This window comes from Pseudoglutamicibacter cumminsii, from assembly GCF_003143995.1.
In the GTDB taxonomy this organism is placed as follows: Bacteria; Actinomycetota; Actinomycetes; order Actinomycetales; family Micrococcaceae; genus Pseudoglutamicibacter; species Pseudoglutamicibacter cumminsii_B.
This window is the reverse complement of the sequence record NZ_QFWG01000010.1, coordinates 70,915-94,800: the sequence shown is the minus strand read 5'-3', so window position 1 is coordinate 94,800 and position 23,886 is coordinate 70,915. Positions and strand designations below refer to the sequence as shown.

The following is a 23,886-nucleotide window of genomic DNA, read 5'->3' as shown; positions in this document are numbered from 1 at the left end:
ATCCCTAACCCGCGCTTATTTCGATGCGGGCCGGTTCAGCATATACAGCGCCATTTTTGCTTTGGTGAGCGCTTTGACAGCGTGCGGGAGGCGCGTGGTGAAATGAACCAGGCCGCCAGGGCGCAGCGTCACGGTTTCGCCGTCGCCGGTGACCTCCAATTCGCCTTCAAGAGCTTGCACAATAACAGGCATCGCCGCAGTGTGTTCGGTTAGTTCTTCCCCCTCATCGAACGCGAACAACACCACGTTCACGCCCTCAGCGCTCAGGACTTTCTTTGAGGCGGTTTCGCCCGGGGAGTAGTCGACGTGCTGCGCGAGGTTCTCGACGTAACCGAGCTTGCCGGTAGGTTCTGGTGTGGATTCACTCATGGTTGTGCTCCTTTGCATTGTTTGTACGAGTCAGCCGATCCAGCCGTTGCGGCGCGCGATCTCCGCAGCTTCATGCTTGGACCTGGCTCCAAGTTTGATCTGGATGTTGGAAAGATAGTTCCGTACTGTCCCGTCGGCGAGGTGTGCTCGCACCGCGATGTCATGCACAGGCAGGCCGAGCGCAGCGAGTTCAAGCACATCGGACTCCCGTGCAGTCAGCGGGGAATCCCCGGCGGCGATCGTGTCCGCCGCCAAAGTCGGGTCGATCGCGCGCCTACCGGTGTGAACCTCGGTGATAGCTCGCACAAGGTCCTCGGCGCGTGCATTCTTCGGCAGGAATCCCCGCACACCCGCCTCGAGCGCCTTCTTCAAATAGCCGGGCCTCGCGTGCGAAGTCAGGATCATCGTCGCGGCCGCAGCCCCGCTCGCCATGAGCGTTTGAGCGGTCTCGATCCCGTCGATCCCGCCCAGCTGCAGGTCGAGGATCGCGACATCCACCCCATCCATGTTCTCGACCGCTTCCTCCCCGGAAGCGTACTCAGCAACGACGGTGAGATCTTCATTGAGGGACAACAGCGAAGCCAGCGCTGAACGCACAATGGCCTCGTCGTCAACGAGCGCGAGCTTAATCATGATTCCTACCCGGCCTGCTTCCCTTACACATCACGTTCATTCTGGTTCCACTCTGCCGAGAGTATGAACGTGTCGTCCACTGTTTCCGCCGAGAGCGTGGTCGGGGAGAGGCGGCGTTGCAGCGCCGCCAGCCCAGTCCAGCTGCGCCCCGCACCGGCCGCATCGACTCCATTGTTGGAGACCTTCATGCCGGTGGCATCAAGCACGACGGAAACGTCAGTCGCGTTGGAATGCTTGAGGATGTTGGTGGTCGCTTCGCGGATGATGTAGGCGGCTTCGGGCTCCATGGAGGCCGGTGGTTTGCCCGTCACGGTGACGCGTGCGCCGCTCGCCTTGAGCAAGGAGATTGCGCCGGCAAGCTCGGCGCTCCACTCGGGCACTTGGTATGTGGTGACCATCGCCCTCATGTCCGTCATCGACTGATCGGCCAGCTCGACGATCGCTTCGATCGGAGCCGACGGGTCGCCACCTTGCCGGGCTAGCTGCCCGGCAGTCTGCGCCTGCAGTGAGATCGCAGCCAAACGTTGCCCCATGATGTCGTGCAGATCCGCGGCGAAGCGTAGCCGTTCTTCCGCCAACCGCATCGTGGTTTGGGCCTGCGCCGCTTCCTCCATCGCCCGCAGGATATCGAGGTACCAAACCGAGGATTTGAACGTCACCCACAAGGTTGCCGCGTAGATGGCGAAGCTGAAATACATCGGGGTAGGGGCGTCGATGGCGACGGAGTAGGCGAGTACGGTACCCACCGGGACGATGCCCGCCCACATCGGGCCCAAGGAGACGACGAGGGAAGACGCCGAGAGGAACGCGGCGACCATTCCCGCCGGGATCGCTTGGGGAGCGCCCGCCCACATGAACGCGAGCGGTGCAATCCCAACCGGGATGAGAAGGGCAACGGCCTGGCCCCACGAGGAGCGCAGGTCGATTCCCTTCATGATCCAGCCGCCATAGATGACGCCCGCGACGATGGCTTGGATGGCGATCGCCACATAGACCGGGGCGTTTGTGGCTGCCTCGAGGTGTTGAGGGTACACGTACAGCCACCAGGACAAAGCGGTGAGGATTGGTGCCGCTATGACTAGAGTCCATTGGAATCCGCGGTAGGCGCGTTGGCTCCGGTCAAGTTCGAAAGATTCAACGGGGCGGAAGCGCCACATTTACCCTCTCCTGGACCAGCGGAACTTTGTTGCAACGATCATAGCGGTAGCCACAACCCAGCCGATGAGGATCAGCATCGGCTTCGTGGCATCCGCTATGTCGCCGCCGAACCAGGCGATGGACATGACGTCGGCCATCGCTGTGGTGGGGACGTATTCGGTGATGGTTGCGAGCCTGTCGTTCATGATGCTGCGCATGGTGAGGAGGCTTGGGCCGATCGTGAGCACCATGATGACTGGCAACGATGTGATCTGTGCGGACTCCGGGGTGCGGGTGTAGATCGCGGTCACGAGGCCGGCGAGCAGGAACAACACCACAGTCACGATGACGCACGCGGCAAGCAAAGGAATGTTGGTGGGGATAGGTAGGTCGAGTGCCGCGATCGCGACGGCGAACATGCCCACTGACATGATCAGGCCGAGGAAGAGCCCTGGGGTGACGAGGGAAGTCAGGATGGTGCTGTCCCCAACTTCGCCGGCCCGCAGCCGGGTCAGCACTTGTTCCTCGCGGCGGTTCACGGCGGCTGAAAGCGTGTTGTAGTAAGAGACGAACGCGAGCCCGACCGCGAGGATGAGCGCCACGACCATGCTGATCTGCTCATTCATTGCCCCGTTATTAGCCAACGGGAGGAACAGCAGCGGGACGGCGAGTGGCAGCGCGATTGCGTACATGACTTGCACGGTGTTGCGGCGCAACAGCGTGAATTCTGCTTTAGCGAGCGCGGCCCACTGGGAGAACGGGGACACGGTGCGTGTTTCTTGCGTTGTCATTGTGCTCTCCAATCTTTAAGCGTTCTGCGCGGCGGCGTAGGTCGCGGGGTCGTCAGCGATGCTGAGGAACACGGATTCGAGCGATGCGTGGCGCGCGTCGATATCGGTCAGGGCCACGTTGTTGTTGCGCGCCCACAGAAGTAGCTCGGTCAGGTCGTGTTGCAGGTTCATGGTGCGGATCTCGGCCACGCCGTCGTTCGTGCTCATGTTCTCGAATCGAGGCAGGTCGGGGCGTGCACCCACCCGGATAGTTGAGTGGTGGCCGGCGACGACGTCGGCGAGGGTTCCGGAGGTTGCGATGCGTCCGCGGTGCATGATCGCGAGCCGGTCGCACAGTTGCTCGGCTTCCTCTAGGTAGTGGGTTGTGATGACGATGGTGGTGCCGTTCTCGTTGGCCTTGCGTAGCAGGTTCCAGGCGAGCCGGCGGGACTCTGGGTCGAGGCCGGTGGTTGGTTCGTCGAGGAATAGCAGACGCGGCTGGCCGACGAGCGCGCAAGCGAGGTCGAGGCGGCGGCGCTCGCCGCCGGAGAGTGAGGAGACGCGGACGCCGGCGCGGTCGGTCATGTCCACCATCGCGAGCACGTCGTCCACGGGGAGGGGAGTGGACAGCGTCCCGGCCCACATCTTCAGGGTCTCTTTGGTGGTGAGGTCGGGCGGGAATCCGCCTTCTTGAAGCATCACGGCCTGGTAGGGGCGGATCTTCTTGCGGTCCTTCACGGGGTTCTTACCGTAGACCCGCACGTGGCCTTCGCTGGGTTTCGCGAGACCCTCGAGGATTTCAAGGGTCGAGGTTTTCCCAGCACCGTTGGTGCCGAGGAGCCCGAAGATCTCCCCGGGGACAACATCGAGGTCAATGCCGTCCACGGCGGTGAAGTCTCCGTAGCGTCGGACGAGGTTTCTTACTTCGATGATTGAACTCATGTTTTCACCCTATGGAGGCTTGCTAGCCCGCCGGTAGGGCGTGATCACACGAGAAAACATGAGGATGTGTGGGGTAGGGGATGACAAATGTCACCGGTGTGGTTGTGGTTGTTGAGGTTCCGCAGTTTTCGGCCGATTAAATTTCAAGCAACTCGCAGACGGCGTCCATGTGCCCGGCGTGCCGAGCTACTTCGGCTAGCAGATGGGACAACACCCAGTCGACCGTGGGGCGGCTACCGTCCTCGTCAGCTTGGGACGCAAGCTCTCCCGGTGGGTACGCAGCGAGCAAAGACTGGGCGTGTTTCCACTCCTGTCGAAGAGCATCGACGAAGGTCTCGATTGGCACCTCAGGGTCGGCGTTCCAGTCTTCATGTGGCAGGTCATCAGTCCAGGGAACCGGAAGATCAGCTCCGACCACGACATTTGCGACCCAAAAGCGGATGACGTACCGCTGATGGTTCAGAAGCCCCGCAACGGTCCAGCGACTACGAAGGGGAACATGGGTCACACCTGCACGGTCGACTTGAATAGCCATTTCGATGATCGAATCGAGTTGGCGCTGGATCTGGTCAGTGAGCCCGGAATAGGGCTTCGCAGTGGTGGCCATGTGGTTTTCCTTCAGCGTCTATTGCGATCAAAGATACCGAATACCTCGTTACTTGAGGCCATCCATCAGCGTCTCAATTCTCGCCAGGCATGTTTTGTCGATTCCGCCTATATATTCTTCAATCCAGGTAAAGAACTCTCGCACAGCTCCCAAAACAGCCTTGACGAAAGAGTCAGGCTCCACGGGATACCTCTGTCCGCGTAGCTCAAAAACAGCTATCGTTCCCCTCTTCACGAGGGAGAAGGTAGCTGTTTCCTCGCTAAATTCCCCTTGCCCTCTGCCAGTAGATACATAGCTTTCAAGAGCATCAAGTAGTTCCTGCCAAAAAATGGCGACGTTTGTCCACGCATCCAGCGGCATGATCTGAGCCCCATTAAGGACGAACGAAACCCAGCCTTCACCAGGCAGAACCTTGTCGCTTTGCCAATGCCACCAACGAGCCGCCTCGGCTGGATTAGCGGAAATAGATACCAGATGCTCGTCGTGGTGCTGAGCAAAAAGCTCAGGAAACGTAACCCCTGTCCCTTTGAGGACAAAAGTTTCGATCTCCAGTTTCGTCTCATTCATCCAGTGGTTCATACGTTCCCAATCTGCCGTGGACAAAACCGCACAACGGACACAACTGCACAGCCCAGCCAATTAGTTCAAGCTTTACGAGCAGGCTTCCAATCAAGCATGATTCTGTGTGTAGCCCGAACGCAACTGGAGGGAACGCAGTGACTACACCCGACATCGAAGTTGACTACGATTCCGTGGACTCGATCCTGGACGTCATCGGCCGTTGCCTGCGTGTGGACCGGAAACTCAATCAGCGGAAACCGTGGGACGGCTTTGTGGTTGTGTCCGGCTACGAGGAAGGGCACTCGGCGCATCAGGCATGGCAGTTCAACGGCGACGAAACCCGCATCACCACGGTGTCCGGGGCCAACCCAGCGTTCAACCGTGCCTTGATCGCGCGGCTGCGCGAGCTCACCGCCGACCCGGAACGCGGAAACTGGCAGACCTGGATCGCCCGCTACGACCTCGCCTCCGACACCTTCGACCACACTTTCCTGTGGCCCGGAGAAGACGATGGCTACAACGTCCTCGCCTACGACACCCCGATGTCCACAATCAAAGCACTCAACCCGGCCTTCAAAGCTGAATAGCCTCACGACCGAACCGTAAGGAACGCAGTGTCTACACCTGATTTGAACGTCGACGCAGACTCCGCCGAATCGCTCCTTGAGGCCATGGCCCAATGCCTGGTCGTGGACGAACAGCTCAACGAGTACGACGATTGGCACGGCTTTGTGAGCATCGCCGGTCTTGATGAGACGCATGGCGCGCAACAGGCATGGCGGTTCGTCGGCGAAGAGACCCTGCCCACTCCGATATATATTATGAATCCGGCACTCAACCCTGACATTTTGGAGCGGCTGCGCGAGCTCACCGCTGACCCGGAACGCGGCAAGTGGCAGACCTGGATCGCACTCTACGACCGCGAGTCCGACACGTTCAAGCACACATTCCTGTGGCCAGGCGAAGACGCCGGGTTTAACGTCCTCGGCTACGACACCCCGATGGCCACGATCGAAACACTGAACCCGGCCTTCAAAGCCGAATAGCCTCTGCCCACCAATTCGATCCTGCGGCGTTGCCTTTTGCGGACACTTTTGACCCTTATAGATAGCCCGTTATAGATACCTGACCGAGTAAAATTAATGCACGGTTGTCACCAGGGATCTCCAAGGGGTTTCTTCATGAAGCGCTACGCTCTGCCGGTCATTGGTTTCGTGCTTGCGGGTGCCTTGGCCGGCTGCGGCCAAAGCCAAACTAGCGACAACGCTGCGTCGGCAACCGCAAGCGCTAGTGCTTCCCCATCTGAGAGCGCCTCAGAAACTCCGGGCGCGTCTGCATCTGAGAGCCCCGAAGCTACTGAAAAACCTGCCGAGAAACCCGCTGAGAAGTCGCCTCACGAAGAGCTCGCCGACGCCTACGACCACGTCCTGGACAACCCGGGCGACTACAAGTTCAACCATCCTGACCCTTACATGCCGTCAGGTTCCTACACGTACGCGCTCGCTGACATCACGGGAGACGGGCGCCCTGAGTTGCTTCTGCAACCTGACGTCACCGACTATTTCGCGCCAGTCACCGTATTCAGCAAACCTGCAGGCGAAAAGCTCTTCAACACGCGCCAAGTCCTCATCGCAGGAGCGGCCTCCACAGGCGGAAGCCGCTATTACATCGATGTTTCGGGCTCCGGGAACGGGCTCTACCAGATCTCTGGGCTCTCCACCCAACCCATGCACGAGGTTCAGCACTTCGTTGTGCGAGGCAACAAACTAGTGCCCGGCAAGCCCACTACCGAACGCCACATTGACGAGATCGAGGACAGCGAGCACGTCCTTCCTGATTGGCATCCATCCTCCGACCGCGGACCTTTGGAAGAGCTACGCAAGAAATAAGGCTTCCTCTACACCGGGTTACCGCTGGTAGGGGAGATCGCTACTATTCGGCAGCGGTTCAGGGTGCTCGATCACGTACTGCACTGAAGCCGCCTCGATAGCCTTGACCGCATCCTCGTCAATGAGCCCCCGCCTCAACGTCGCGATGGCCGCAGCATTGGTTCCGACGATGTTCAGCCAGGTATCGCACATGGCCCGGTAGTCGTCGTCCCAGTTCCCGCCGCCGTTGTTGAACAGTTCGCCGCCAATCCTCCCCGCGATGCGCACCATTTCACCCTGCACGGTCTCCGCTGGCCCGCCCATGGGCACTAGGTGATCCAACAGCCACGAGAACTGTTTCCGCACCGGAAGGTCAGGGACCTCGATGCGGCTAGTTCCATCGTGCGCTTCGATCAGTTGCACCGGCGGAACCCCGGAGAGCCGATACAGCTCCGGTGTAGTCGTGCGGCCATTCGAGGGCGTGGATGTTAGCGCCGTGCTCGAGGAGCATACGCACGTCTTCGACACGGCATGAGCGCGCCGAGATCATGAGTGGTAGGTGCCTGCTGTCAGGATTCGGGTTGGCACCAAGCTCCAGCAATAGCCGCATACGTGGAGTGTCCCAGTTGCTCGCCGCTTTCGAGGATCTCAGCGAAGTTCGAGGGGCAGGGTTTTACGCTTGCGAGCCATACGCTGATGTTAGCAACGTCACAGCGTGCCCGCCCGCTTGTGTTCCGCTATTGGGATGCGACGTCCTTGGCGCGCCGGTGACCCACTACGGCGCCCCAAACCAAGATGATGACCTGCAACGCGCACGCGGCGATCGGGATGACGCAGTGCAGAAAGGTGAGCGAACCGTCACTAGGCTCCCGGCTTCACCCCAGCATATGGGTTACGCGGTCCGGTTTGCGACCTGAACCACTGCCCAGCCGTCAGGCAATTCCCACACATAAAACGTGGCGGGCAGGTCCGAAAACCTGCCCGCCACAAGGACACTACTTAGTTAGGCGCCGAAGACGGCGCGCAGCACGAGCACGCCTCCCGCGCCCAAGATTGCTGCGACCGGAACCGTGATGACCCACGCGAGCGCGATCGGCTTCATGAGCTTCCAGTTAGCGGCCTTGTTGACAATACCGATACCCAAGACAGCGCCAATCAGGATGTGCGTCGAAGAAACCGGCAGGCCCATAACCGATGCCAACATCACGATACCCGCCGCGGAAAGCTCCGCCGCGAAACCGGACGCCGGGTGCATCTCAGTCAAACCAGAACCAACGGTCTTGATCACGAAGCGGCCGATGAACCACAGCCCGACAATCAGCGCGACGCCGGCGGTCAGCATCACGGCAGGCGGAACCCCGGCCTCGTCGTTGACCTGACCGGTTTTGAGAACATCGAGGATTGCTGCGAACGGACCAATCGCGTTAGCGATGTCGTTAGAACCATGGCTGAACGCAAACGCGGACGCCGTGAAAACCTGCATCCAGCTGAACAACACGAACGTGGAACGCGAAAGATCATGCTTCTTGAGCGAACGCGCGAAGATGAAAACCGCCATCCACACAGTCGCTGCGATCATCCCGAGAATCAGGAAGTTACCGACCGAGCTGAGCTCAAAGTTGAGGTTCTTCAACCCCTTGAACAGCATCATCGAACCGATCACAACCGCCCCGAACGCCGCGAGCAACGGAACCCATGTCTCAAGCGCGCGGTGCGCTTGAACCTCCCGAGCGCGGGTCTCTACGCTGTGCAGGTCCCGGTAGTACTCAGACTCGAGCTCTTCCGGGTCCAAGTCCTCACGCTGATACACCGAAGCGTCGCGGGCCATCGCGTTCGTGTAGGAAATCTTCTGCAGCTCGTCGAGCCGCTCAAAAGCCTTCTTATGGCGGGTACGCAGCTCAGCACGCTCACGCCTGAGCTCACGCAGCTTCACATCCATCTGCTCGTTATAAACCAGGATGTGCTTCTTGATCTGCCCGAACAGAACCCACGCAACAATGCCGCCCAGCAGCGGAGACAGCACCCACGAGAGCACGATCTTTCCGATCTCGCTCCACTGCACCATTTCGAAACCGCCGGTGCCGGTCGCGAAACCCAACGCGAGCGCCGCGCCAACAATACCGCCAACAATCGAGTGCGTCGTCGAAACCGGCCAACCCATGCGGGTAGCAATCAAGAGCCAGATCGCCGCACCGAACAGCGCCGACATCATGATGAACACGAAGTCCATCGGCGCAAGATCGATCGCGTTGAGGTCAACGATGCCGGAACGCACCGTCTCAGTCACCTCACCGCCCGCGAGCACCGCGCCACTGACCTCGAAAATCGCAGCGATAATGAGTGCTTGCTTCATTGTCAGCGTTCCCGCGCCAACACTGGTACCGAACGAGTTCGCGACGTCGTTACCGCCGATGTTGAACGCCATGAACAATCCGAGAAGGATCGTCAGAACAAGGACGGCCTTGTTCGCGCCCGGATCCACATAGCTGAACGACCACGTCATGAACACCGCGAGCGTGACCGCCATGAGAGTTCCGAAAGAAAGATGCCACCAGCGGTCTGGGCCTAAGAACCCTTGTTTGCCTGGTAGCGCTGAAGAATCTTGCTGGGGTTTGAGCGACTGCACCATAGAAAACCTTTCCCTACAGGGTTTATCGTGACGCAGACGGTTGAAATATAAGGAGGACTTACGTGAACTTCTTATGACCAGCGAGAACCGAAGGGGAGACCGTAAATTCCGCGGAATATCGCGGCAAGTGAGCGGTTATTAAATCCAACCATTTGACTTTGCGACATGAGCGGCCTCGAAGCGGTTACCGGCACCCGTCTTGGACATGATGCTCGAAATATGGTTGCGCACCGTGCCCGGCGATAAATGCAGCGCTTTCGCTATCGCAGGGGCGCTCTTCCCCTGAAACAGTTGGTCACATACCTCGGTTTCTCGTTCGCTCAACGGATTGTCCGGCGCCAACAAGCTATCCCGCGCCAGCGTCGGGTCGATGACCCGCAAACCAACGTGGACGCGCCGGATCGCCTCTGCGAGCTCATCAGGGGGAGTGTCCTTCACGATGAAGCCGTCCACACCCGCTTGCATCGCCTGCTTGACGTAGCCGGCCTTGCCGAACGTCGTCACGATCAAGCAACGGCACGGATGCCCCGCGAGTTCCTTAGCGACACCCAGACCGTTGAGGCCAGGCATCTCAATATCCAACAGCGCCACATCGATGGGGTGCTCACGTACCAGCTGCAGGGCTTCGGTTCCGGTGGCACATTGCGCGACAACCTCAAGGTCCGGCTCCGAACTCAGCAGAGCAACCAACGCCCCGCGAACCAGCGATTGGTCCTCAGCGATGAGTAAACGAATCTTCTTCACCGCACGCTCTCCTCAGATCCTGTACTGCCAGCAACAGCGCCATCCTTCAGCAGCACGTTGTCTCCACCCATCGAAACCAAAACGCGCGTCAGACCGTGATCGCGGGACACCGTCAGCGTCCCGCCCGCCGCCTCTACACGCTCACGCAAGCCAGCTAGCCCGCCGATATCGTTAGCCGGGGCATCAGCGCTACCCGTGGCATCAGCGCTGAAGCCGCAACCATCGTCGGTGACCTGCAGCTTATCCGCAGTCATACTGACCCAACACGTCCGCGCGCCGGAATGCCGAACCACGTTCGTCGTCAACTCACGCAAGCACCACGAGAACACGGTCTCGTGTTCGCCCGCCGGCGTAAGACGCTCCGGAAGGTGCGCCGCGATGCCCTTGGTCTCCAAGGCCCGACGCGCGCCCTGCACCTCGCCGGCAAAGGTTGGAGTGCGCATCCGAGTGACCGTCGCGCGAACCTCAGCAAGCGCCAAGCGCGACAGCTCACTGATCTCCTTGAGCTCCCTCTCCGCCTGCTCGGCGTTGTTGCGCAGCGCTCGCCGAGCAACCTCAGACTTCAGGTTGATCACGGTGAGCGAATGCCCCAAAAGATCGTGCACGTCGGTAGCGATATCTTCTCGTTGCTGCGCAAGATCAAGCTCATGTTGCAGCTGATAGCGGGACACGTCGTACTGACTGAAAACGCCCACCGCGACCAACAGGAAAGGCATCGCGAACAGAGGCAGCGACGACCAGCCAAGATCCTCCGGCGCTACAAGCCACACCGCAAGAGTGCCAACAACACCAGTCGCGGCCACGATGGGGAGTGACTTCCTCCACGGCACCGAGAACCCCAGGATCGCCGCGAGATACGGCGCGTAACTGATCACGCCCGTCTTGATGACTGGCACGCTCGCCAACGCAATCACCAGCAAGACGGCCCACCGCAGTATGGCCCGCGCAAACCGACTCCAGCCGCTCGGATAGGACTCCATCGAGCCGAACGCCCAGAAATAGAAGGCTGAAAAGACGGCCACGCACGCCGTCATCCACGCCTTGTCCCCGGTGCTATAGCCTGCCCCCACGTAAACCTGGACCAAGACCGCGGCCAGGAAAACGAGCCATATCGCGGCGAAGATCGCGTTGTTGAGCTGGAAGTTTTTGAAAGGGTGCATCAGCTTCGATTCTTGTCGCGTTTGCGCATCATCAGGCAGAAGCCCACGAAGATCGCCGTCCATACCGCGATGCTAACCCAGGCGTACCACATCGGCTCGTATGTAAAGCCCATGCCAGCTACCTGCCCGCCCTCGGCCAGCGGCCACCGAACCAGCATCATCGCGCCATACATCGGGGTGAACCGGCCAATATCCAGCAGTGCTCCCGTGAGCGGCATGAACATGTTGGCGGCGAACGCGAGGACCACGATCGAACCGGTAGCGATGCCCACAGTGTTTTCCTTCGGGATCGCCAGAGTCCAAGCCAAGCCATAGAAGCCGAACGGAATCGAACACAGAGCACACGCGAGGAAGGTCAACGCCCACTGCTCGGGTTGCATCTTCGCGTTCGTGAGAGCGCCAGCAATGAACACAGCGGCGATCGGCAACACTGCACGCACCGCGATGCTCACGGCATTCGCGAACGCAAGCTGCGCCGGGCGCAGGGGAGTCAGCGCGAGCTGACGGCCCCAACCGCTACGGCTATCCGTCACCGACGTTCCCGCCGCGCCGACCGCACCGACCACGCCCGCGTAGAACGCCATACCCAACATGACGTACGCGGCTACGTTGCCGCCGTTGATTTCCAACTGGCCGTAACTCTGCAACGCGCCGAAAATCAGATAGAAAAAGATCGGTAGCCCGATGCTGAAGAAGATCGTGGCCATGTCGCGGCGCAAACGCAGAAGCTCATGGCCGGCGAACCGAAGGGTCCGGCTCATTGAACTCGTTGACGTGGTGGTTGTGCTCATCGTTTTCGTGGTCATGAGTCCTACGCCTCCTGCGTGTTCTGCGTTGGAGCTGAGTTCTGGGTGAGTGCGGCGTCCTGGGGCAGTGCAGCATCCTGCGTGAGTGCGAGGAACGTGTCCTCGAGGCTGTGGCTCGTAATTCCGAGGTTGCGAGCGTCAGTTTCGGTCAGCAAGTACCGGGCCACCGCATCGGAATCCTGAGCGGTAATCTGCACACGGTTGCCGTTGGTTTCGTAGCTTTCAACGCCCGGTAGCTCGGCTAGTTCCGGGACCCCGCCGGGGAATTCGGCGCTCACCGTGCGGTGCGAGTTCATGTTGCGCAGCTCATCTGTGGTGCCGTCCGCGATGATCTCGCCCTTGTTGATGAGCACGATGCGCTGCGCGAACTGGTCTGCTTCCTCAAGGTAGTGGGTCGCGAAGATGATGGTGCGGCCCTGCTGTGCCTGATGCTTCATGGAATCCCAGAAGCGGTGGCGTGCGCCGGCGTCCATGCCGGCGGTGGGCTCGTCGAGGATGAGGATGTCCGGATCGCCGAGGATCGCCAGCGCGAAACGGATCCGCTGTTGCTCGCCGCCGGAACACTTGCCGACGCGGCGCTTATAGATCGGCTCAAGGTTGGCTTGGGCCACGACCTCGTCGAGGGGGAGGTGCTGCGGGAAGGTCGCCGCGATCATTTTCAACGTGTCTTTGACGGTGAGGTCATTGAGCAGGCCACCGGTCTGCATGAGCGCGCCGATGTTCTGGTTGTAGACCGCCTGCTTGGGCGTCTGGCCCATGACGCTGACGGTTCCTGAGGTCGGTGTGGTCAGTCCCAGGATGATGTCCACCAGGGTGGTCTTGCCCGCTCCGTTGGTGCCGAGCAACGCGATGATCTCACCCGGCTGGACCGTGAGGCTTACGTCCCTGAGCGCATGCACGGGATTGCCTGATCGGGCGTTAAACGTCTTGCTGACCCCGGCTAGTTCTATTGCCGGTGTGCGTGCCATGTTTGGAGTGCGGTGTGCCGATGTCTTATCTGCCGTTCTCATGGTTTTTACGCTATTCGGACAGCGTGCTTCGTGTGCATAGCGTGTGTCACCACTTACCCATGACAGTTGTCATGGGCGCGGTTAAAGCGGAAGGCTGGCTCCCTCGGGAAGTGAGGGAACCAGCCTGACGTTTGTCGCTAGTGCGGCGTTAGCTCAAGTGGCTTTAGCCTTCGAGCTTGCGCAGCGCCTCGAGCTGCTCTGGCGTCAAGTCCTCATCGATCTTGCCGCCAGCCTGCGCATCGTTGCCGGCCTGGGATTCAACAGCCTTAGGGGCCTGCTTGCCTGCACCGTGCTTGAGAGCCGCGAGACGAGCCTCAACCTCGGTCTTCTCGCCGAGGTCTTCAAGCTGCTCGAACTGCGAATCGATCGACGACGCCTGCAGCTCCTGCTGGCCACGAACCTGCGCCTCCTGGCGGCGGATCTTCTCCTCGAAACGGGAGATCTCGCTGGTTGGGTCCATGATGTCGATCGAACCGAGAGCCTCGTTGACCTTGCTCTGAGCATCAGCGGACTTCTGGCGAGCAACAAGCTGGTTGCGCTTAGTGCGCAGCTCCTCAAGCTTGTTCTTCATCTGAGCCAAGCCGTTCTTGAGGCGCTCAACAACATCCTCCTGAGCCGCGATGCCCGGCTCAGCTGCCTTCGCATCGTTCTCAGCGGACATCTGCTTCTGCAGAGCAACCTTGGCGAGGTTATCGAACTTATCCGCGTCTGCGGTGTTGCCTTCCGAACGGAACTCGTCAGCCTTGTTCGAAGCTGCGAGTGCCTTCTGGCCCCACTCCTGAGCAGCCTTAACGTCGGTCTGGTAGTCCTCCTGAGCCAGGCGCAGGTTACCGATCGTGGTGGCGATTGCAGCCTCAGCCTCACGAATGTTGTCCGTGTAGTCGCGGATCATCTGATCCAGCATCTTCTGCGGATCCTCCGCGTTGTCGAGCATCGCGTTGATGTTCGCACGGACCAACTGGCCAATACGGCCAAGGATCGACTGTTTCTTTGCCATGGTTCTCCTTTATTGGGGGCGTCAAGACTGATGAAGTATCAGGCTAGTGACATTTAACTTTCAGCCTAGTTGGCATGCGCCGTTCTGAGTAGATCTGACAGCGCCGAGTTTGCTGAGCGTTTGCCAAAGATTCCTCGGCAACAGCATCTCGGCATCGGCGGGCTCAGCTTCGGCCAACGCAGTTCCGTCAAGCTCAGTACCGGCGGCGTGAACGGTTGCGGCCGTTGTGCGGGTAGCCGTAGCCGAACGGGTTCCGGCGCCCGCCATAGCCTGGACGGCCGTAGCGTGGACCTGCGAACGTTTGGTTCAAGATGTTGAACACGCTTTCGAGGGTGTCGTCGTCTTCGTACCGGTTACTCGTTTCTGCCTCCGCGTTGCGTGCCGCTGCCTCGGCGAGCTTGAGCGCACGGTCAGCGTGCTGGGCCGCAGTCACAGGATCGCTCGCACGCATGTCCATCGCCTGATTCAGGAAACGCTGCGCTTCAGAAAGCCGCGTCCGGGTAGTGGACCCCACCTTGTTGCGGTTAGCGCGAACATAGTCCTCAACAGATTCGATGCGCGCCGCAGCACGGTTGGCAACGTCATCCAGGCGGGCCTGGGCGCTGGCCCGCTGCTCGTCCTCAGACTGCGCTTTACCGAGCGGGTCACTCAACGCATCGTGCGCGGTAGCGAGTTCATCGGTCAACGCGATCGGATCGTATGGGCCGGCATCCATCGCGCCGTAGACCTTCTTGACAACCCGATCCAGGCGGTCCGCCGGCCCCTGCAACGCGGAACGGCCCGCATCGACCATCGCGCGTGCCGCTTCGATATCCTTTTCAGCCTGGTGAATATGCTGCGGAAGCTCTTGCTTAGCGGTAGCAAGCCGCTCCCGCACAGTCTCCACGCGGGTCACCAAAGCATCGGCATCCACCTGCGCCGTCTCTGCCTGAACAATCGCGACGGCCGCGCTCGGCTGATCACCCGAATCCCACGCAGAACGCGCGCCCTTCAGGATCTCCGAAAGATCTTCGAGGCGGCTCGTCGCGCGCTCAACAACACCATCGACCCGGTCGCGGGCGCTCTGCGTGTACTCGGCTTCAACGCCGGCAATGTTCGCTTGCCCCTGCTCAAGCCGGCCCACCATCTCAACCAACGCCGCGTTCAGCTCGTCGATACGCTGTGGGGCATCGTGTTCGACGTTGCGCAGGTCGCTGAACTCTGACGCACGGCTCTGCAACGTATCGATAGCGCGCCTAGTACGCTCGAGGATCTCCTCGAGCCACGCGTTCTGATCCTGCGGGGAATCAGGCTTGTCATCATCAAGCAACTGCTGCCGCTGGAACGCTGCAGAAACATCGGCGCGAGCCTCTTCCAGCGTTGCGCGGAAAGACTCCACTTTCTCCTCGCCATACGCTGCCACAGCGAAATCGATCTCTTGGGTCGCGGCCCGCAACGCTTCATCGGCAGCGATGAGGGAAGCCGATGCGTCCTTGCGCTTGGCATCCAGCTGCTCAGCCGAAAGGATCTGCGGCGCCTGCTCAGCCACGCCCCCAACCGGGAGGCCCGTTGCGCCCCAGCCAGGGGAGTTGCGCCAGCGCTCACGCCGCTCTTTACGTTTCTTCCCTTGCAGGACGTTGAAAACCACGAACGCGCCAACGCCCGCGAGCACCAAGACTGCCAGCACCCCGGCCATCGAAAAGCTCGCGGCCAGCGGCAGCGGAGCGGTATGAAGCATGTCGATATGAAACGCCATGTCTAAAGCTTTCCACATAATTCCTGCGCTTCAAGGATTCTTTGGGCTACTTTCAAGAATCTGCAGACCCACATCCCAGCCACCTGCCAGGAGGTGTCGTTAGTGTGGACTGAGAAGTTTGGAACGCATCTCACACGAAAGTTCGCACATGTCCCATCCACATCCTGAAAACGAGCACACCGACACCGCGCGCTACAACGCGATGCCTCCAGCGCCAGGCGACAACGCGTTTGATCAAGCGCCGCCTCCTCCGCTCGAGAATGGTCCGCGCGAGAATGGTCTGCTCGAAGATGGGACGCAACAGCATCCTCAGCTGCACCCGCAGACGCAGCAACAGCAGAAGCAACAACACCCGCATCAGCCGCAGCATGAAGCAACGTATTCGGCACAGCAACATCAGCCGGCGAATCTGATGTATGGCGCGGTACAAGATCAGGATGCGTCAGCGCAGACTAAGAAAAAGTTGTCGCGGCGTCCTGGGTGGGGGATAGTCGCGGGTGCGCTGATCGTGGGTGCCGTGGCAGGTGGCGGTGCAGGTGCCGGTGTGGTTGCCCTCAACGGGAACAACACCACGCAGAACCCGGGAGTTCAGCAAGAGGTCCGCGATCAGATCGTCGCGAACCCCAAGACTGCAACCACGGTTTCGCAAGCGGCTCAGTCCGCGATGCCGTCCGTCGTGACGATTTCCGCGTCCGGGAACAACAAGTCGGGTAGCGGTTCCGGCGTCATCGTTTCTGAAGACGGCTACGTCCTGACTAATCAGCACGTCGCAACCTTGGGCGGCGCATCAGATAAGGCAACCATCGAGGTCCAGACCGCTGACGGCACGACGTACCCAGCCAAGCTAGTAGGGCAGGATCCGCTGTATGACCTCGCGGTGGTCAAGCTCGAGAACACGAACGGCAAGAAGTTCACCCCGATCACGTTCGCGAACATGGACGATGTGAACGTTGGGTCGGACGCGATCGCTATCGGTGCGCCGTTGGGGCTTCCGAACACGGTTTCGACGGGCATCATCTCTAATCGTGAGCGTTCCATTTCGATCGCCTCATCGGCGGTCAAGTCATCCCCTGAAGCCGATGGTGGGGAAAGTAGTCCGCATCAGTTCCAGATCCCAGGGCAAGAGCAACAAAAGGAGCCGGCAGGGCGTATTTCGATCAACGTGTTGCAGACCGACGCTTCGATCAACCACGGCAACTCAGGTGGCGCGCTCGTCAACAATAAGGGCGAACTGATTGGCATCAACGTTGCGATTTATGCTCCGAGCGAGGATTCCGGTTCGATCGGTTTGGGTTTCGCGGTTCCTGGCAATATCGCTCAGCGGGTTGCGAATGAGCTCATGAGCAACGGCAAGGCGTCCCACGGTCAGCTGGGTTTGTTGGCGCGTTCGCAGCCAAGCAACGAGGGCCGCTCTGCGATCTTCACTGAGGGCGCGGTGGTTTCGGAGGTTCCGTCTGGTTCACCCGCTGGTCAGGCCGGTATTCAGAAGGGAGACGTGATCACCAAGGTTGGCGGAAAACGCATGAATGACGCCGTTGATCTGACCGCGACGATTCGTTCGTACGCGGCCGGCACCAAGGTTCCGGTGACGATCCGACGTGACGGGCAGGAGCGCACGGTCGAGGTTACGTTGGGTAACGCGGAGGCATAACGGAGGCCTAGCGACGGGAACAGCCGAAAGCATAATCGGGGGCGTTTAAGGCCCCCAAGATAGCGGTGGCTTATACGATGGTCTAAGAACGGCGTCGTATAAGCCACCGTTTTGTGTTCATTGAGAGCAGTTTGTGTTCATTGCGACCGGGAGTGAAAACATGAGTACAGCCGAGACGAGCCCACAGAATGTGATGGTCTTGGTGAAGTACGTTCCTGATGCTCAGTTTGAGCGGCAGTTCGATTCGGAGAACCGTTTGGTGCGTGAGGAATCGATCTTGTCTGAGCTGGATGAGAACGCCATTGAGGCGGCTGTTGCGTTGTCTGAGGCTGCTGGCGGGGACAAGGTGTGCCCTGTGACGGTGGTGACGATGGGTCCGGAGGGCGCTAAGGCGGCGTTGAAGAAGGCTTTGCAGATGGGCGCTACGCGTGCGGTGCATGTTGTGGATGACCAGTTGGCTGGCTCTGATGCGCTTTCGACTTCGCGTGTTTTGGAGGCCGCTATCCGCAACGAGGATCCTGATGTTGTGGTGTTCGGCATGGAGTCCACGGACGCCGAGATGGGCGTCATGCCGTCGTTGGTTGCTGCTCGTCTTGGTTGGCCTCAGCTGACGATGCTGGACTCGCTTGAACTGGAATCGGGCCGTTTGCGGGGCCGCCGCGAGGGCATCGGCGAGACGCTTGAGGTTGCTAGCGGCTGGCCTGTTGTGGTTTCGGTGACGGATCAGGCGAATGAGCCTCGTTACCCGAACTTCAAGTCGATGCTTGCGGCGCGTAAGAAGAAGACGGATACGGTGACGCTCGCTGACCTTGGTTTGTCGGCTGATTGGGTGGGGTCGTCGGCGGCTTCGGCTGTTGTGACGTCGGCTGAGCCGGTTCCTGCGCGGAAGCCTGGCCGTGTGATTGTTGACGATGGTGCGGCTGGCGAGGCGTTGGCCGAGTATTTGGCTGAGAATAATCTGCTCTAACCCTGGTGCGCCGCTTGCGCTGGAAGTGTGCGTTGGGCGGCGTGTGAGGGCCGGGTCGGTATCGGATTTCGGACGTTTCTGGAGTTTCTTGTGACTGTTCTTGTGTATCTGGATTCTGTTGGGGCAGAGCTTTCGCCTTCGCAGAAGGATGTTGTTGCTGTTGCGGCTGGTGTGGGGCCGGTAGCGGTTGCTGTGGGCGCAGCTGTTACACCTGATGCGGTTGCCGCGTTGGGTGCGGCTGGTGCGGAGCGTGTGTACGCGGCTGAGCAGGATCCATCGGGTTCGCTTGCGGTGGGGCAGGCCGATCTTTTGGTGGGTGCTGTGCGCGCGAGTGAGGCCGTTGCGGTTCTGAGCGGTATTGAGCCGGTCGAGACGGAGGTCATGGCGCGTGCGGCTGCGTTGACGGAGTCGGCGCTGATCACGCAGGTTTCCTCGATTGCCTCCGCAGCCGAGGGTGAGCTCGCGACGGCTACGGGTCTCGCGGTGCGCAAGGATGTTCTTTCGGGTGAGTGGAGCTCCGCGGTGCGTCCGACGACCACGATCGCTTTCTTGACGCTTGTTCCGGGCATTCCTGCGCAGACCCCTGCACCGGTGGAAAGCCCCGAGGTGATTTCGGTGAGCACGGGCGGCCGCGAGGGCGCACAGGTTCTTTCGCGCACTCCGCTTGTTTACGGCGGCCGTCCTGATGTTTCCTCGGCGCGCGTCGTTGTTGCTGGTGGCCGCGGTACCGATGGTGATTTCGGTCCGGTTGAGCAGCTGGCTGACGCTTTGGGTGGCGCGGTCGGTTCAACCCGCGATGCGACGGATGAAGGCTGGATTCCTCACAACACGCAGGTGGGGCAGACGGGCGCTACCGTACGGCCTGAGCTGTATATCGCGGCGGGTATTTCGGGTGCGGTACACCACGTCGCTGGTATGCGTCAGTCCGGCACGATCGTTGTCGTGAACAATGACATGGATGCCCCGATTTTCGATATCGCCGATTTCGGTATTGTTGGCGACTTGAATACGGTTTTGCCTCAGGCCGCTGAGGCGATTCGCGCGCGCAAGCAGCAGGGGTAGTAGGGGAGTTGTGTGAACGTGTCAGCGTCGTTGAGCAGCTTCGCCGGGGTTGAAGGTACCGGGCCGTTGGATCCGCGCACGGGCGCTCCGGCGGATGTTTCGAAGGTTTTGGTGCTGACGGCACACCCCGACGATGTGGACTTCGGTTCCGCTGGCACGCTGGCCCGGTGGGCCGCCGGCGGCATCGAGATCCATTTGACGGTTGTGACCGGCGGTGGCGCTGGCGGTTTCAGCGATGAGGCGCGCGGTGACGACGTCGTGTCGCGGCGTCGCGATGAGCAGCGCCAGGCCGCTGAGGTTGTGGGGATCGCTTCGGTTGAGTTCTGGGATTACCCGGATGGCGACCTGCATGTGAGCGCTGACTTGCTCAAGAAGGTTGTTGAGGTGGGCCGCCGTGTTCGCCCCGACCTGATCCTGACGCATCACCCTGAGCGGGATTACACGAGCTTCCAGAAGTCACACCCGGATCATCTTGCGGTGGGGCAAGCTGTGACTCACGCGGTGTATCCGTCTCTTGAGAATCCGTACGCGTATCCGGAGCTTCTTGAAGCTGGGCTTGAACCGCATAAGTTGCGCCACTTGTGGTACTTCGCGCAGCCGGAGCATCTGACGAACATGGCGGTCGAGATCAGCTCGACTGTGGATACCAAGATCGAGGCGTTACTCAAGCACGCATCGCAACATCCTGATGTTGAGAAGATGCAGCAGTTCGTGCGGCAACAGGCCGCGCACATGGCGCAACAAGTGAACGTTGCAGAGTGGACAGCGGCAGAGACCTTCCACGCGGTGTGCGTGAACACCGCTGAAACGATCGCGGGCTTCTAACCCGCCCGGTTACTTCCCGCTGTCCTGCGGGATTTCGATGGACACGACGTCTTGCGCTGGTGGCCGTTGCTGGCCGCCTTTAGCGACCACGGTGACGTGGATTTCGCGTGTCGTGTTGAGTTCGTCGCGGACACCGAACCAGGTGTCGTTCGGCTTGGCGCCGAGCAAGGTCGATGGACGCAGGCCGTTCTCAGTGTCGCTCAGGTAAAGCTGGTATTCGTTGTCTTCAGGCGCGTTCGGCACACCTTTGACCTTGACCGCGAACGAGTTCAGCTCGGCGCTCGTGACCAACTCGATTTCGCCATCTTTGGTTTTGGTTGTGTGCGTTACGGCGTCGGACGCGTCGCGTACTTCTTTCGCTACCTCTGCAGCCATTTTGGCAGGGGAGGGCCACATTGCTTTGACCGCGAAGAACCCGATCACGGCGAGCACGACCACGGTGATGACGCTGAAGATCGCGATCTTGCCCGCGGAAGGCGCCTTGCGGCGGTTACGTGCCGATTCTTCCTCGTCGAAGTCCCCGAGCAGGTCAAGGTCGGCTTCATTGTGTTCGTTCATTGGGGAGCCTTTCCTTAGCCGTTTCCTGGGGCGAGTTCAGATGATGCTGCGTTGGGTGCTGTAACCGGCGTGGGCGTTCCGAGCGGCCGAGCGCCCGGGAATCCGTGTTGCCTCCACGCTTCATAGACCGCGATGGAGGCGGAGTTCGCGAGGTTCAAAGACCTGCGGGCCGGCTGCATCGGGATCGTGAGGCGGTCGGTGATGCGCGGATGGTTCTTTTCTTCTTCGGTGAGGCCCGATGACTCCTTGCCGAAGAGGAGAATGTCGTCTTCGCGGTATTCCACGGTGTCGTAACGGGTGTGCCCGTCGGTGGTGAACGCGAAGACACGGCCCGGGCCGAGTTTTTCGAGCGCGGTATTGAGATCCGGGTGGACGGTCACGACGGCGAGGTCGTGATAGTCGAGCCCGGCGCGGCGCAGCTTGGCGTCTTCAAAATCGAAACCCAGAGGCTCCACGAGGTGGAGTTCGGCACCGGTGATGGCCGCGAGTCGGATCGCGTTACCGGTGTTGCCGGGGATTTCAGGCGTATTGAAGACGATGCGTAGCACGCCGCCAGTTTAGCGAATGTAACGGTTTGATTACGAAACGCCGTTCTTTTTACGTGTGTCGCGTCCAGAGAGTTGGACGAGCTCTCCGTATACGGCGAGGTTGACACTGCTGGGGTTCGGGCCGCCCGCGAGGTAAGCGATCCCCTCGCCAGCGGCGCGGGCAATCGGCGAAGGACCAGTGTGTCCCGCGGCTGCGCCAACCCGTTTCACGACCGGATGCTGAGCCGAACGCCCCGGCGCGAACAACACGTGCAACGCTTCAGCTCGCGTGCCGCCGATCCTGCGTTCCAAAGCGTGTACCGCATCGTTGTTTGCGTTGTACGCCAGCGTCTTCCCGTTGGCGCGTAGCTTGGTTCCGTCCCACGTGTGTTCGGAGTCCACGGAGACCTCGACGTCCACCGCGAGCAGCCGCTGGCCCGCGAAGATCACGGCTTCAATGTCGGTGCCGTCGACGCGCACGCCCAGCACCATGCGGGCGGCGGGAACGTGTTCGTGGATGCGTTCAAATAGCTCAGTGACGGCCGCGGTGCGGGCTTCGCGGTAGACGCTGCGGTCGAGCAGGCCGCGGCGGCGGATCGAACCGCGCACGAGCGTGTGGGCGTCGTGTTCGCCCAGCGAAGCATGGCCGCCGTCGTAGGTCACGCCTTGAGAAGCTGGCCCGGATGGCGTGTAGCGGGTGCCGCTGGTGGCTCCCGATGTGGTGCGCGGGTTCCGCTGGCTAGGTTGCATCGGCCGTTGCGTTGGCGACTGTGTCGGCCGCTGCGCTGGTGGCTGCGCGGTCGCGGCGCGAGCTGATGCGGCGTCGGCCTGTGCTGCCGCGGCGGGGTCGGTCAGGACCGTGTAGGCGGTTGTGATCGCTTGGTAGGTTGCGGGGTCGCCGCCGAGGTCGGGGTGGTGGGTGCGGGACAGCGTGCGGAAAGCTTTGCGGATGGCTTGGGCATCGGCGTTATAGGGCAGGCCGAGGGTTTCGAAAGCTTGGCGGCGGCTGGCGGACATACACAGTATTCTGCCTTATCCGCCGCATCGAGTATGCGGCGCGGCCTTCGCTTCTACGCGGTGCCGACTACGCTTGAAGGGTGAGGAATCAGCCTGCCCATTACTTTGACCACGCCGCAACCACCCCGTTGTCTGAGCCGGCACGCGCCGCGCTCATCGAGCACATGGGGGTTGTGGGGAATGCGGGTTCGCTCCACACCGCTGGCCGTACCGCACGTCGCATCCATGATGCTGCGCGCATCGACGTGGCTCGTGCGGCAGGTGTGGACCCTGCCGAGATCATCTTCACCTCCGGCGGCACCGAGGCCGACAACCTCGCGATCAAGGGCCTCTACGCTCACCGTAACGCAGGCGATCAGGCGCGCCCGCGCATTATTTACACCGGCATCGAGCATCCCGCGGTGCTCGATGTGATCGAATACCTCGCCCAGCACCACGCGGCTGAGCCTGTTTTGGTTCCGGTGGGGCACGATGCGGTGGTTGATATCGATGCGTGGCGTGCGGCACTCGCTGAAGCTCCGGAACGCACGGCGTTGGCGACGCTGATGTGGGCTAATAATGAGGTCGGTACGATCCAGCCGATTGAAGAAGCCGCGGCCGCCGCGGCGGAGCATGGCGTCCCGTTCCACACTGACGCGGTTCAGGCGTTCGGCCACATCCCAACGCAACTGAACAACCCCGCGATCACGACCGCCGCGATCACCGCGCACAAACTCGGCGGGCCGGTCGGGATCGGGGCGCTCATCGTGCGTCGCGCGGCTCAGCTCACCCCGCACATCCACGGCGGAGGGCAAGAACGTGGGATGCGTTCCGGAACCGCAGACGTCGCCTCAGCGGCAGCCTTCGCGGCGGCCGTCCAGGCCGCGCAAGACGAGCTGGCAGCGGAAAGCGAGCGGCTCAGCCAGCTGCGCGAAAAGCTCGTCACTGCGATCACCGAAACCATCCCCAACGCAACCGTCTCCGGAAGTAACGACCCAGCGCAACAGTTACCCAGCATCGTGCACCTGAGCGTGCCGGGAGCCCAGGGTGACTCGGTTCTGTTCCTTCTGGACAGCCTCGGCTTCGCGACCTCGACCGGCTCCGCATGCACCGCCGGAATGGCGCAACCCTCGCACGTACTGCTCGCGATGGGCCGCAGCAAACAGGACGCGACCGACGTTCAACGCTTCAGCATGGGGCCGCTCACAACCCCCGAAGCGGTGCAAACGCTCATCGTCGCGCTTCCCGGGGTCATCGAGCAAGCCAGGGCCGCCGGCGGTGCATGAAACAATAGAAAACTGCTCTAGCATGCACAGCAACCACCACAGGTTT

General features: G+C 60.9%; 27 protein-coding genes. 8 read left to right on the top strand and 19 right to left on the bottom strand.

All coding sequences use genetic code 11. From position 1 onward, the window contains the following. Window positions 1-15: 15 nt before the first annotated feature. From CAY35_RS07980 to CAY35_RS07950, 7 genes are all read right to left on the bottom strand, one after another. Entirely contained in the window at window positions 16-369 is a 354-nt protein-coding gene (locus CAY35_RS07980; RefSeq protein WP_109304099.1) for a cupin domain-containing protein, read from the bottom strand. A 30-nt stretch (window positions 370-399) separates the two neighbouring features. Next, the gene (locus tag CAY35_RS07975; RefSeq protein ID WP_109304098.1) at window positions 400-1,002 is read right to left on the bottom strand and encodes a response regulator transcription factor; all 603 of its coding nucleotides are present in this window, start codon (window positions 1,000-1,002) and stop codon (window positions 400-402) included. 23 nt (window positions 1,003-1,025) lie between these two features. After that, window positions 1,026-2,159: a sensor histidine kinase gene (locus CAY35_RS07970; RefSeq protein WP_109304097.1), complete on the bottom strand. Its 1,134-nt coding sequence runs from the start codon at window positions 2,157-2,159 to the stop codon at window positions 1,026-1,028. Then, a complete protein-coding gene (locus CAY35_RS07965) occupies window positions 2,160-2,930 on the bottom strand; it encodes an ABC transporter permease (RefSeq protein ID WP_109304096.1) in 771 nt (256 codons plus the stop codon). A gap of 15 nt (window positions 2,931-2,945) precedes the next feature. Continuing rightward, complete coding sequence (locus CAY35_RS07960) at window positions 2,946-3,851, bottom strand: ABC transporter ATP-binding protein (protein WP_109304095.1); 906 nt, start codon at window positions 3,849-3,851, stop codon at window positions 2,946-2,948. Window positions 3,852-3,987: 136 nt separating this feature from the next. Next, on the bottom strand, window positions 3,988-4,458 hold the full coding sequence (locus CAY35_RS07955; RefSeq protein ID WP_109304094.1) for a mycothiol transferase: 471 nt from the start codon (window positions 4,456-4,458) through the stop codon (window positions 3,988-3,990). Between the two features lie 48 nt (window positions 4,459-4,506). Further along, entirely contained in the window at window positions 4,507-5,025 is a 519-nt protein-coding gene (locus tag CAY35_RS07950) for a hypothetical protein (RefSeq protein ID WP_109304093.1), read from the bottom strand. 149 nt (window positions 5,026-5,174) lie between these two features. Between CAY35_RS07950 and CAY35_RS07945 the strand changes: the two genes are divergently transcribed. The 3 genes from CAY35_RS07945 to CAY35_RS07935 all read left to right on the top strand — a co-directional run bounded on the left by CAY35_RS07945 (window position 5,175) and on the right by CAY35_RS07935 (window position 6,908). Further along, entirely contained in the window at window positions 5,175-5,606 is a 432-nt protein-coding gene (locus CAY35_RS07945) for a hypothetical protein (protein WP_109304092.1), read from the top strand. 27 nt (window positions 5,607-5,633) lie between these two features. Further along, complete coding sequence (locus tag CAY35_RS07940) at window positions 5,634-6,065, top strand: hypothetical protein (RefSeq protein WP_258265703.1); 432 nt, start codon at window positions 5,634-5,636, stop codon at window positions 6,063-6,065. Window positions 6,066-6,200: 135 nt separating this feature from the next. Continuing rightward, entirely contained in the window at window positions 6,201-6,908 is a 708-nt protein-coding gene (locus CAY35_RS07935; RefSeq protein ID WP_109304091.1) for an FG-GAP repeat domain-containing protein, read from the top strand. Between the two features lie 18 nt (window positions 6,909-6,926). Here the strand turns inward: CAY35_RS07935 and CAY35_RS07930 are convergent, their stop codons facing one another. The 9 genes from CAY35_RS07930 to CAY35_RS07890 all read right to left on the bottom strand — a co-directional run bounded on the left by CAY35_RS07930 (window position 6,927) and on the right by CAY35_RS07890 (window position 15,950). Next, window positions 6,927-7,310 (bottom strand): hypothetical protein, encoded by a 384-nt coding sequence (locus CAY35_RS07930; RefSeq protein ID WP_146191952.1) that lies wholly within the window; start codon window positions 7,308-7,310, stop codon window positions 6,927-6,929. Next, on the bottom strand, window positions 7,279-7,437 hold the full coding sequence (locus tag CAY35_RS10045; protein ID WP_375231764.1) for a hypothetical protein: 159 nt from the start codon (window positions 7,435-7,437) through the stop codon (window positions 7,279-7,281). Before CAY35_RS10045 ends, CAY35_RS07930 begins: the two co-directional genes overlap by 32 nt. A gap of 453 nt (window positions 7,438-7,890) precedes the next feature. Continuing rightward, on the bottom strand, window positions 7,891-9,516 hold the full coding sequence (locus CAY35_RS07920; RefSeq protein WP_109304088.1) for an inorganic phosphate transporter: 1,626 nt from the start codon (window positions 9,514-9,516) through the stop codon (window positions 7,891-7,893). Window positions 9,517-9,654: 138 nt separating this feature from the next. Continuing rightward, entirely contained in the window at window positions 9,655-10,260 is a 606-nt protein-coding gene (locus tag CAY35_RS07915; protein WP_109304087.1) for a response regulator transcription factor, read from the bottom strand. After that, window positions 10,257-11,420, bottom strand: coding sequence for a sensor histidine kinase (locus CAY35_RS07910; RefSeq protein WP_109304086.1), 1,164 nt, complete (start codon window positions 11,418-11,420; stop codon window positions 10,257-10,259). The genes CAY35_RS07915 and CAY35_RS07910 overlap by 4 nt, the downstream gene beginning before the upstream one ends. Further along, window positions 11,420-12,226 carry an ABC transporter permease gene (locus CAY35_RS07905; protein ID WP_219930465.1) on the bottom strand — a complete coding sequence of 269 codons (807 nt, stop codon included), beginning with the start codon at window positions 12,224-12,226 and terminating at the stop codon, window positions 11,420-11,422. The genes CAY35_RS07910 and CAY35_RS07905 overlap by 1 nt, the downstream gene beginning before the upstream one ends. 5 nt (window positions 12,227-12,231) lie before the next feature. Next, entirely contained in the window at window positions 12,232-13,236 is a 1,005-nt protein-coding gene (locus CAY35_RS07900; protein WP_258265702.1) for an ABC transporter ATP-binding protein, read from the bottom strand. Window positions 13,237-13,399: 163 nt separating this feature from the next. Further along, window positions 13,400-14,233, bottom strand: coding sequence for a PspA/IM30 family protein (locus CAY35_RS07895; RefSeq protein ID WP_109304084.1), 834 nt, complete (start codon window positions 14,231-14,233; stop codon window positions 13,400-13,402). A 193-nt stretch (window positions 14,234-14,426) separates the two neighbouring features. Further along, window positions 14,427-15,950 carry a hypothetical protein gene (locus CAY35_RS07890; RefSeq protein WP_146191951.1) on the bottom strand — a complete coding sequence of 508 codons (1,524 nt, stop codon included), beginning with the start codon at window positions 15,948-15,950 and terminating at the stop codon, window positions 14,427-14,429. Between the two features lie 166 nt (window positions 15,951-16,116). Here CAY35_RS07890 and CAY35_RS07885 point away from each other — a divergent pair, with 166 nt between their 5' ends. The 4 genes from CAY35_RS07885 (at window position 16,117) to CAY35_RS07870 (ending at window position 20,473) form a co-directional block, all read left to right on the top strand. Further along, window positions 16,117-17,619 (top strand): S1C family serine protease, encoded by a 1,503-nt coding sequence (locus CAY35_RS07885; protein ID WP_109304082.1) that lies wholly within the window; start codon window positions 16,117-16,119, stop codon window positions 17,617-17,619. 160 nt (window positions 17,620-17,779) lie between these two features. Beyond that, window positions 17,780-18,586, top strand: coding sequence for an electron transfer flavoprotein subunit beta/FixA family protein (locus CAY35_RS07880; protein ID WP_101629712.1), 807 nt, complete (start codon window positions 17,780-17,782; stop codon window positions 18,584-18,586). Window positions 18,587-18,676: 90 nt separating this feature from the next. Continuing rightward, on the top strand, window positions 18,677-19,648 hold the full coding sequence (locus tag CAY35_RS07875; protein WP_181377529.1) for an electron transfer flavoprotein subunit alpha/FixB family protein: 972 nt from the start codon (window positions 18,677-18,679) through the stop codon (window positions 19,646-19,648). An 18-nt stretch (window positions 19,649-19,666) separates the two neighbouring features. Further along, window positions 19,667-20,473, top strand: coding sequence for a PIG-L deacetylase family protein (locus tag CAY35_RS07870; protein WP_258265701.1), 807 nt, complete (start codon window positions 19,667-19,669; stop codon window positions 20,471-20,473). Between the two features lie 9 nt (window positions 20,474-20,482). Here CAY35_RS07870 and CAY35_RS07865 read toward each other — a convergent pair whose 3' ends face one another. The 3 genes from CAY35_RS07865 to CAY35_RS07855 are packed head-to-tail and all read right to left on the bottom strand — an operon-like array spanning window position 20,483 to window position 22,575. Next, window positions 20,483-21,031: an anti-sigma factor domain-containing protein gene (locus CAY35_RS07865; RefSeq protein WP_109304080.1), complete on the bottom strand. Its 549-nt coding sequence runs from the start codon at window positions 21,029-21,031 to the stop codon at window positions 20,483-20,485. Window positions 21,032-21,045: 14 nt separating this feature from the next. Beyond that, window positions 21,046-21,579 carry a tRNA (cytidine(34)-2'-O)-methyltransferase gene (locus CAY35_RS07860; protein ID WP_109304079.1) on the bottom strand — a complete coding sequence of 178 codons (534 nt, stop codon included), beginning with the start codon at window positions 21,577-21,579 and terminating at the stop codon, window positions 21,046-21,048. Between the two features lie 30 nt (window positions 21,580-21,609). Further along, window positions 21,610-22,575 carry a J domain-containing protein gene (locus CAY35_RS07855; RefSeq protein ID WP_109304078.1) on the bottom strand — a complete coding sequence of 322 codons (966 nt, stop codon included), beginning with the start codon at window positions 22,573-22,575 and terminating at the stop codon, window positions 21,610-21,612. Between the two features lie 80 nt (window positions 22,576-22,655). Here CAY35_RS07855 and CAY35_RS07850 point away from each other — a divergent pair, with 80 nt between their 5' ends. Then, window positions 22,656-23,840, top strand: coding sequence for a cysteine desulfurase family protein (locus CAY35_RS07850; RefSeq protein ID WP_109304077.1), 1,185 nt, complete (start codon window positions 22,656-22,658; stop codon window positions 23,838-23,840). The last annotated feature ends 46 nt before the right edge of the window (window positions 23,841-23,886 follow it).